General features: G+C 60.4%; 10 protein-coding genes. 7 read left to right on the forward strand and 3 right to left on the reverse strand.

What is annotated here, in order from left to right; translation table 11 throughout:
- Window positions 1-64: 64 nt before the first annotated feature.
- Window positions 65-967 carry a LysR family transcriptional regulator gene (locus DVS29_RS22050; RefSeq protein WP_118182614.1) on the reverse strand — a complete coding sequence of 301 codons (903 nt, stop codon included), beginning with the start codon at window positions 965-967 and terminating at the stop codon, window positions 65-67.
- 246 nt (window positions 968-1,213) lie between these two features.
- On the opposite strand from DVS29_RS22050, the gene DVS29_RS22055 reads away from it, so the two are divergent.
- The 5 genes from DVS29_RS22055 (at window position 1,214) to DVS29_RS22075 (ending at window position 5,895) form a co-directional block, all read left to right on the forward strand.
- On the forward strand, window positions 1,214-2,134 hold the full coding sequence (locus DVS29_RS22055) for an ABC transporter substrate-binding protein (RefSeq protein WP_164707961.1): 921 nt from the start codon (window positions 1,214-1,216) through the stop codon (window positions 2,132-2,134).
- A 125-nt stretch (window positions 2,135-2,259) separates the two neighbouring features.
- Entirely contained in the window at window positions 2,260-3,162 is a 903-nt protein-coding gene (locus DVS29_RS22060) for an amino acid ABC transporter permease (RefSeq protein ID WP_118182616.1), read from the forward strand.
- 37 nt (window positions 3,163-3,199) lie between these two features.
- Window positions 3,200-3,994, forward strand: coding sequence for an amino acid ABC transporter ATP-binding protein (locus DVS29_RS22065; protein ID WP_118182617.1), 795 nt, complete (start codon window positions 3,200-3,202; stop codon window positions 3,992-3,994).
- The gene (locus tag DVS29_RS22070; RefSeq protein WP_164707962.1) at window positions 3,991-5,139 is read left to right on the forward strand and encodes a pyridoxal phosphate-dependent aminotransferase; all 1,149 of its coding nucleotides are present in this window, start codon (window positions 3,991-3,993) and stop codon (window positions 5,137-5,139) included. Before DVS29_RS22065 ends, DVS29_RS22070 begins: the two co-directional genes overlap by 4 nt.
- Before the next feature lie 78 nt (window positions 5,140-5,217).
- Complete coding sequence (locus DVS29_RS22075) at window positions 5,218-5,895, forward strand: RraA family protein (protein ID WP_118182619.1); 678 nt, start codon at window positions 5,218-5,220, stop codon at window positions 5,893-5,895.
- Window positions 5,896-5,994: 99 nt separating this feature from the next.
- Here DVS29_RS22075 and DVS29_RS22080 read toward each other — a convergent pair whose 3' ends face one another.
- Window positions 5,995-6,615 (reverse strand): TetR/AcrR family transcriptional regulator, encoded by a 621-nt coding sequence (locus DVS29_RS22080; protein WP_205962496.1) that lies wholly within the window; start codon window positions 6,613-6,615, stop codon window positions 5,995-5,997.
- 86 nt (window positions 6,616-6,701) lie between these two features.
- Between DVS29_RS22080 and DVS29_RS22085 the strand changes: the two genes are divergently transcribed.
- Window positions 6,702-7,832: an MBL fold metallo-hydrolase gene (locus DVS29_RS22085; RefSeq protein WP_118182620.1), complete on the forward strand. Its 1,131-nt coding sequence runs from the start codon at window positions 6,702-6,704 to the stop codon at window positions 7,830-7,832.
- Window positions 7,833-7,869: 37 nt separating this feature from the next.
- Here DVS29_RS22085 and DVS29_RS22090 read toward each other — a convergent pair whose 3' ends face one another.
- Complete coding sequence (locus tag DVS29_RS22090) at window positions 7,870-8,436, reverse strand: TetR/AcrR family transcriptional regulator (protein WP_240655733.1); 567 nt, start codon at window positions 8,434-8,436, stop codon at window positions 7,870-7,872.
- 191 nt (window positions 8,437-8,627) lie between these two features.
- Here DVS29_RS22090 and DVS29_RS22095 point away from each other — a divergent pair, with 191 nt between their 5' ends.
- Window positions 8,628-9,113 (forward strand): DinB family protein, encoded by a 486-nt coding sequence (locus tag DVS29_RS22095; RefSeq protein WP_118182622.1) that lies wholly within the window; start codon window positions 8,628-8,630, stop codon window positions 9,111-9,113.
- The last annotated feature ends 93 nt before the right edge of the window (window positions 9,114-9,206 follow it).

The raw sequence follows: 9,206 nt of genomic DNA on the forward strand, positions 1-9,206 counted from the left end.
CAACGACGTCATCCAGCTCCAGTCCCTGGTCGGGCCTATTCGCTGCTGCAGCTGTACGCTCGCTTCACACCTGCAGAACCAGCCTCGAAAAGTCGCAACAGTCCTGACAGATACGCGCGACTTCGCCGAGAAAGTCGACATGGTGGGTTCGCACATAGATCGCGACATACTGAATCTTCGGCGGTGTCGGTGTGGTTCTGGCCGTTCGCAGCGCGCCGTGGTCGATCAGATGCGTCAGACAATCCTTGGGCAGAAAACTCACGCCCAGCCCCGATACGGTCAGTCCGATCTGGGCGACCAGATTACTGCACACGACTGTTCTGGGCGTTTCTATGCCATGAGCGCGGAACCACTGGCCATATGCGATCCCCATGCCGGAGTCTTTGCCTTGCACAATCAGCGTGTGTTGGGTGATTTCGGTCAGTGGAAACACGCGCCTGGACGGCAGCACGCCATCGGCGTACATCCACGCATTGTTCACCATCCCGACCGGCACAAGCGTAAAGCGTGGATCGTTGAACACATCCGGCACGATCACCAGATCGATGGTGTTCTCGACAAGCCGTTCGTACAGCTTCTGGCCCAATCCGACTTCCGGCACGATCTCCAGTTGCGGGAACTGCTTGCGCAGCCGATCTACGAGGACGGGTAACCATGTGAGCGCCGTCAGCTCGGTGACGCCCAGGCGCAACCGTCGGAACATGGTGTCTTTCGCGCCGAGTTGCACTAGCAGGCCGTCGCGCATATCCAGTAGTTGTCGTGCTGTCCGGAGTATCTCCTCGCCTTTGGGCGTCAGTACCGCCGACCGTCGGCTGCGGTCGAAAATCTCCACGTTGAAGCGGTTTTCCAGTTCCTGGATGCGCTTCGAAATGGCGGATTGCGTCGTGCTCAGCCGCAAGGCGGCCGCGTCGAAGCTGCCCAGTTCCGCGATCCAGTACAGCGCCTCGACCTGCTTCAGCGTGATCATCGCCGTGCCTCCGTATACATGACCTGTCCAACCAGATTCGATTGGGTTTGATGCAAAACATGAATAAAAGCGATGATAGCAGTGGCCAAAAAGTCGCTATCAGAGATGATTTTGTCTCGCTACGATTTCCACATTCGCACACCAGACCAATGGATGCTGCTACATGTCGATGGGAAAATCCCTGGTCGTCGCCTGACCGCTTTCAACGTCTTCCGCAGCAACTTCCCGACCAACAACAAGGTACCCATGCTGAAGAAAAACAGATTCAAGCCGGTGACCGCGGTGGCGATCGCCTGCACCGTCTCTCTGGGTTTGACCGGCGTCGTGCAGGCCGAAACCACCGCCGACGGTTTCGTGGTCAATCCAAAAATTTCGAAAGCGACGCTCAACCAGGCGGCAGTCGCGGCGCTGCCTGCCGACATCAAGGAAAAGGGTGTCCTGACGATCGGCGGAGAAACGACGCTGCCGCCTTATCTGTATCGCGACAACGACGGCATTACGGGTATTGAAGCGGATTTCATGCAGGCACTCGGCCAGGCGCTCGGGTTGCGCGTCAAGGTGATCAACACCGATTTCGGCTCGATGGTGATCGGTCTGACGTCCGGTCGCGTCGATGTGGCCATGTCCGATTTCTCCGATACGCCCGAGCGTGAAAAGCAGGTGACCTTCGTCGACTACACGAAGACCGGCCAGCAACTGATCGTGGCAAAGGGCAATCCGAAGAACATTCATTCCGTCGCGGATCTGTGCGGCACGACCGCGGGCGGACCGGTTGGCAGCCTGTCGCTCGCCATCGCTCAGAAGCAGTCCGACGCGTGCACGAAGGCCGGCAAGCCGGCGGTGAATGTACAGGGCTATCCGTCCGCGAATGCTTCGGAACTCGCGCTGCGCACGGGCCGCATCGACACGATGGGAATCGATTATGCAATCGCGGCCAACATCGTCAAATCGTCGGGCGGCAAGTCCGAACTCACCGGCGATCTGTTCGAAGCCGGGATGCACGGCGCCGCCGTCAAGACGGGCAATGCGCAGCTTGCCAAGGCGCTGCAACTGGCGTTCGAAGGCATTTCGAAGCAAGGCATCGACAGGCAGATCGTCGATTTCTACGGCGTGTCGCAGATGCGGATCGACACGCCGGTGGTCAACGGCATGCAGCCGAAAAACTGACGACCCGCATCCGGATGGACGCTGCGGCGTGCACAGCACGCATACCGTAGCGCGAGGTGATGCCGAAGCAGCGCAACACGACAGGCAATCGCGGCGCATCGACGTGCCGCATATCAGGAATCCTTATGGATATGACCGACGAGCGAACGCGTCCACTGAGGATCGTTCGCAGCAAGCATCCGGTGCAGATCGCGATCGGTGTGGTGGTGCTGACCTTTCTGCTGTCGTTCCTGTTCCGCATCGCGGATAACGAAAACATGCAATGGCCGGTCATTGGCCATTATCTTTTCGATCCGCATGTGCTGTCCGGTGTGCGCGTGACGCTGGTGGTCACGATCGTCTGCCAGATTCTCGCGATCATGATCGGCACCGCGATCGCGATCATGCGGCTGTCGAAAAGCCGCATCTTCGTGACCATCGCGAATGCGTATCTGTGGTTCTTTCGCGGCACGCCGCTGCTGGTTCAACTGATCTTCTGGTACAACCTCGCCGCGCTGTTTCCGGTGCTGTTTCTCGGCGTGCCGTTCACAAGCCTCGGCGTCATGCTGAAAACCAATGCGGTGATCTCCGGATTCACCGCCGCCGTGGTGGGCTTCTCGCTGCACGACGGCGCGTATATGGCCGAAATCGTGCGCGCAGGCATCCTGTCGGTCGATCCGGGGCAGCGCGAAGCAGCTGTCACCACGGGCATGACCGAAAGCCAGGCGATGCGCCGCATCATCCTGCCACAAGCGATGCGCGTGATCGTGCCGCCAACCGGAAATCAGGCGATCAATCTGCTGAAAGCTACCGCTCTGGTGGCTTTCATCTCAGGCGGCGATCTGTTGAGCAACGTCCAGGAAATCTACGCCGTCAACTACGCAGTCATGCCGCTGCTTGTGGTGGCGACCATCTGGTATCTCGCGCTCGTGACCGTCGCGACGATCGGCCAATACTATCTGGAACGCGCCATCGGCAAGGGATATACGCGAAGCAACGGCAAGAAACGTGGCGCCGCAAAAATCAATATGGATATGGACGTCGCCTGAGCAAATCATGTCGATCGATATAGAAAGGTTAGTGACCATGGCCCAGTCTGAAGCGCCGGTGATCGAGATCGTCAACGTCAAGAAGCGGTTTGGCGACAAGGTCGTGCTGAACGGCATCGATATGCACGTGATGAAAGGCGAGGTAGTCGCCATTCTAGGGCCGTCTGGATCGGGCAAATCCACCCTGCTCCGTTGCGTCAATCACCTCGAGGAAGTGACGAGCGGTTCGATCAAGGTATGCGGCCACTACATCGGCTACGAACGGCACGGCGATACGCTGAAGGAAATCTTCGGCAAGCGGCTCGCGAAGCAGCGGCAGAAGGTCGGCATGGTGTTTCAGCACTTCAATCTTTATCCGCACAAGACCGCGCTGGAAAACGTCACCGAAGGACCAGTACAGGTGCTCAAGGTATCGAAGGCGCAAGCCGTCGACCGTGGGCGCGAACTGCTTCGGCGCGTCGGCCTCGGCGACCGGATGGACGCGTATCCGTCGGAACTGTCGGGTGGCCAGAAGCAACGTGTTGCGATCGCACGCGCGCTGGCAATGGACCCGGAGGTGATCCTGTTCGACGAACCCACGTCGGCGCTCGATCCGGAACTGGTGAACGAAGTGCTCAGCGTGATGAAAGAAGTCGCGTCGCTCGGCATCTCGATGCTCGTCGTCACGCACGAGGTCGGTTTTGCGCGCGAAGTTTGCGACCGGGTCGTGTTCATGGCCGACGGCGTCATTGTCGAGCAGGGCCCCGCGCATCAGGTGATCGACAACCCTGCGGAGAAACGCACAAGGGAATTTCTCGGCGCGGTGCCGAGAAAAATGGAGAAAGTCAATTGAATCAGCCTCAACCCTCGGTCTCTTCCGATGCCGTCCTGCGCGTCAGAAGCCAGTCCCTGCGTAGCAATAACCTGATCTCCGGCACCACCGACAAGATTTCGCTCGCCGTCGGCGAGCCGGACTTCGATACGCCGCGAGTGGTCATCGATACGCAGATGCATGCGATCCAGAGCGGCTTCACGCACTACTCGCCACAGGAAGGCCGCGAGGAACTTGTGAATGCGATTCTGCAATCGGCGGTCGGCGTGACGGGCAAAGGGTTCGCGTCGCAAAACATCCTGATCACGCACGGTGGCTCGGCGGGTCTGACCGCCACGCTGGTGGGCCTGCTGAACCCCGGCGACGTCGTGCTGCTCGAAGATCCGACCTACTCGCTGTATATCGACGCGATCAATCTTGTCGGCGCGCACGTGAAGCGTTTTTCGCGGGATGCGGACGGCAAGTTCGATTTCGACACAATCAACAGGAGTGCGAATGGTGTGAAGCTGATCGTCCTGTGCCATCCGTCGAATCCGACGGGCGCGGTGATCGGCCGCGCGGAGTGGACGGCGTTCGCGGACATCGTGAAGCGCAACGGCGTTTCCATCCTGTGCGACGAGGCGTACGAAGGACTCACGTACGGCCACGATTTCGTGTCGGCGCTGGACATCGATGGTCTCGGCGAGCACCTGATCGTCTCGCGCACGTTCTCGAAGAAATACGCGATGACCGGCTGGCGGCTCGGCTATCTGGTCGGCGCGCCGCGCCTCGTCGCATCCGCATCAACGGTTCATCGCACGTTCAACGGATCGATCAACTCGGCCAATCAGCTTGCTGGCGCGACGGCGCTGCTCAAGGCGGGCGACGACGCGGAACAGATGCGGCGCGTGTTCCATACGCGGCGCGATCTGATGGAAGCGTGCCTGCGCAAGATTTCCGCGATCAGCTTCCGGCGCCCTGACGGTGCGTTCTATTTCTGGCTGGACTATCCCGGCAAGTTCGGGACCTCCGGGGAAGTGGCGGCGAGAGCCGCCGAAGCGGGCGTCATGGTCCGGCGCGGCGAAGAGTTCGGCAGCAGCGGCAAGCATGCGCTGCGGCTTTCGTACGCAACGGACGAACACTCGATCGAAGAGGGCGTCGCGCGACTGGGACGCGTCTTCTCCTGACGCTTCGTTCCTGCGTACCTCGCCTGAACGACCTGTTTTCGGGCCCGGATCGTGCCGGGCCATTCAAGGACTTTCGACATGCCTATCGGATTCAGAATTCTCGAGCGCAAGCGCGCGGTCAGCGCGGATGTGGTCAAACGCTTCGCCTCGGTGTCCGTGGCCTGCATCAGCGATGTGATGACGCGCCTGACGGCGGGCGGACCGCGCCTGCGCCCGATGCACGCGGGCAGCGTGCTGTGCGGCCCGGCGTTCACGGTGAAGTCGCGTCCAGGCGACAACCTCATGGTGCACAAGGCGCTGACACTGGCCCAACCGGGCGACGTGATCGTGGTGGACGCGGGCGGTGATCTGACCAACGCGATCATTGGCGAGTTGATGGTGTCTTATGCAATGGCACGTGGTTTGGGCGGCATGGTCATCGATGGTGCTATCCGCGATTCGGACTGGATCGGGAAGCACGACATGCCGGTCTATGCTGCAGGCGTCACGCATCGCGGCCCGTACAAGGACGGTCCCGGCGAGATCAACGTACCGGTGGCGTTCGACGGCATGCTCGTCGAGCCGGGCGATCTGATCGTCGGCGACGCGGACGGTTTCGTCTGCGTGCCCTATGACGATGTCGAAACGGTGTACGCGATGGCGTCGAAAAAGAGCGCGGGCGAGGTAAAGATCCTGGAGAACACCCTGGTCGGCAAATTCGACGACAAATCGTGGATCGACGAGTCCTTACGTCGACTGGGGTGCGACGGGGTGTGACGGGGTGTCAACGAACCGCGGGTGGCGCCGGTACGGTTGGGTAACCGGGAATGTCCAGGGGAGTCTCTGGATTGCGTGTGCCGGCCACCGCATCCCCCCTCACCCAAACCTGGCCAAAAACATATCCGCCGCCTCTTCCGCAACCCGCTTCCGCTCCTTCTCCCCAAGCGTCGGTTGCCCCATGGTCACCTGCGGCCAGAACGCAAAAGCTTTGACTAACGCCTGCAACTGCAGCGCCGCAAAAAAAGGATCATCGGTCTTGAGACGTCCATCAGCCGCGGCCGCTCGAATCCAGACAGTCAGATCCTCCTCACGTTCACCAAGCTTAGCGACCATATCCCGCGCCCGTTCAGGCGAATGAATGCCCGCCGCGATCGCCACACGCGCTAAAGCCAGAAACGACTCGTCGTTCAAAAGCTTCAGCTTGCGCCCTAGCAAATCGAGCAACTGCGCGCGCAACGGTTGATCAGCACGATAAGCCGGCGCAGCGCCAGACTGACTCGCATCCCACAGCTGATGAAGAATCGCCGCGAACAACGCTTCCTTGCTCGGGAAATGGTTGTAGACCGTCCGCTTCGACACGTTCGCGCGCGCCGCGATACGGTCCATGCTGGTCGCGTCGTAACCGGCCGCGAGGAATTCCTCGATCGCGGCGTCGACGATGGCAACGCGCTTTCGGTCCGTCAGACGTTGAGGGGAAGTTGACTCAATCGGATTCATGGAAATATTTTACACCGACCAGTTTACTTATCTCAAAAATAAACTACACTGTGTGGTGTACCTCATTCTGTGGATGCCCTTCTCTTATGGTGTCGCTTCCCGCTTTCTTCAGTCGCACGCTTGGCCTGACTGCCGCGCAACGCGGCCGCGAATTGTCCAGCTCGTCGCCGCAGCATGACGGCGAACGCTTCCAGAACGTGAAGCCGCGCCCTGAAGAGCGTTTGCGAAAGACGCTCGGCATTGCATGGAACGTGCTCTTCAACAAGCCGGACGACACCGTGCCGGCAGGCGCGTTGCCGGTGGATACTTTGACGCGCGCGCAGCTCGACGCTGCGCCCGACCGCAGCCTCTACCGCCTCGGTCATTCGACGATGCTGCTCAAGTTACGCGGCCAGTTCTGGCTGACCGATCCGGTATTCGCGGAACGTGCATCGCCGTTCAAGCGCCTGGGGCCCAAGCGCTTTCACGCGCCGCCGATCGCGCTTGCCGATCTGCCGCCGCTGCGCGGTGTGATCCTGTCGCACGATCACTACGACCATCTGGACCGCGAAACGGTGCTCGCGCTAGCGGAAACCACCGAGATATTCCTGACGACGCTCGGCGTCGGCGACCGGCTGATCGAATGGGGCATCGAGGCGTCGAAGGTGCGGCAGTTCGACTGGTGGCAAGGCGTCGAAGTCGACGGTATCCAGTTCACCGCTACGCCCGCACAGCATTTTTCCGGACGCAGTCTGTTCGACGGCAACAGTACGCTGTGGGCCTCGTGGGTGATCGTCGATGGCGATCTTCGCGTGTTCTTTAGCGGCGACACCGGCTACTTCGACGGCTTCCGGGCCATCGGCGAACGCCTGGGTCCGTTCGACGTCACGCTGATCGAGACCGGCGCCTACGACGCACAGTGGCCTTACGTTCATATGCAGCCCGAAGAAACGGTGCAGGCGCATATCGATCTGCGCGGCCGCTGGCTCGTGCCGATTCACAACGGCACGTTCGATCTCGCCATGCATCGCTGGCAGGATCCGTTCGAGCGCGTGACAGGGCTGGCGCTTGCACGCGGTGTCGCGCTATCCACACCGCGCATGGGCGAGCGGCTCGATCTCGCCGCGCCGCATCGCGGCGAACGCTGGTGGCGCAATGTCGTTGAGCCGGTTGCGGTACCCAAAGCTGCATGGCGGCTGTGTGCGTCGCGCGATGCGGAAGACGTGAAGTCTTCGTGACCGGTTGCTGATCGAGCGCGCGGCAAGAAGACACTGACTACCGCAGATATCCCACGATGAGCCGAGTGGCCTCGTCGACGAGTCTCTCGAATGCCTCATCGGAGAGACTGTCCGAATGGTGTACGACCGCGGTATGCGTCAGCGCCTCGATCGACGTCACGCACACGAATGCCGCAAGCTCGAGATCTACCGCGCGAAATTCGTCGCGGTGCGCTTCGAGAAACGCCTCGAACAGCGCATAAGTATCTCCGTTCAGCAACTGCGCGTTCTCCGGTCCGCCTCTGCGCGGCATCTGCTCCGCGAGCACACGATGCAACTCGGGATCGATACGATGCGCGTCGATCGCCGCGGTCACGAGCTTGCGCACCGCCACGTCGATCGGCAGCGCCCCCGCCTGCGCGAGCGCTTCGCGCACCACCTGAGCCAACTGCTGGCTATGCCGCTCCGCGACAGCGGCCACGAGCGCTTCTTTACCCGGGAAATACTGGTAGAGCGACCCGACGCTCACACCTGCCCGTTCGGCGATCCGGTTAGTGCTCGTTTTATCGAAACCGTCTTTGACCAGAACGCGAGCGGTTGCCTCGATCAGCGCATCGACCGTCACGCGCGATCGCTCCTGAGACGCGTGTTTTCTGGGTTTTGTCAGCGGTTTTCGCGCCATTTTCCGCGCTCCGAATGCGAGTAGGTGAATACGAGCGGCACTCGTATTATCCATAGGCCGATTCGAATCGCAACGAAAAACCAGACAGGATCCAACACGCAACGCGTCAACCCGAAGGCACAAGGACACGTCTCATGATCTCCCAGCCTTACCCGAAACTGATTGCCATCAAACGATGGGCCGATCGCGGCCTCTACGAAGTCGTCGGCCGAAATTACGACCGGCTGTCCAGCGAGGACGCGTCGATCATGCTGCGCATCTTCGACCACATGCACGTGGTCGACAGCATCTTCCAGCATCACCTCAAAGGACTGCCGCACACGTTCCACGCACCGCGCTCCGAGCACATGCCCGATCTCGATACGCTTGCCAGTAGTGCGAAAGAAGTCGACGAATGGTATGTATCCCACGTCGACACGCTCACCGCTGACGATCTCGCCGAACCGCTGGATTTCGTGTTCACGAGTGGAAAGCCCGCACGCATGACGCGAGGCGAAATCATTCTCCATGTGTGCATGCACGGCACCTATCATCGCGGCAATGCCGGCGCAGTGCTCCAGTTGAGAGGCCTTACGCCGAGTCGCGACGCGGTCACGGATTTCATCGAAGACACGCACTAAGAAGCCTTAACAAAATGATGCCTGGGGCTGTTTACTTTCGATCGTTCCTGTTAACCTTTCCGTTGTTTCGACTGCGAAAGGGACATGGCCAAA

Origin of the sequence: Paraburkholderia phosphatilytica (assembly GCF_003443895.1) — a bacterium.
Classification (GTDB): domain Bacteria; phylum Pseudomonadota; class Gammaproteobacteria; order Burkholderiales; family Burkholderiaceae; genus Paraburkholderia; species Paraburkholderia phosphatilytica.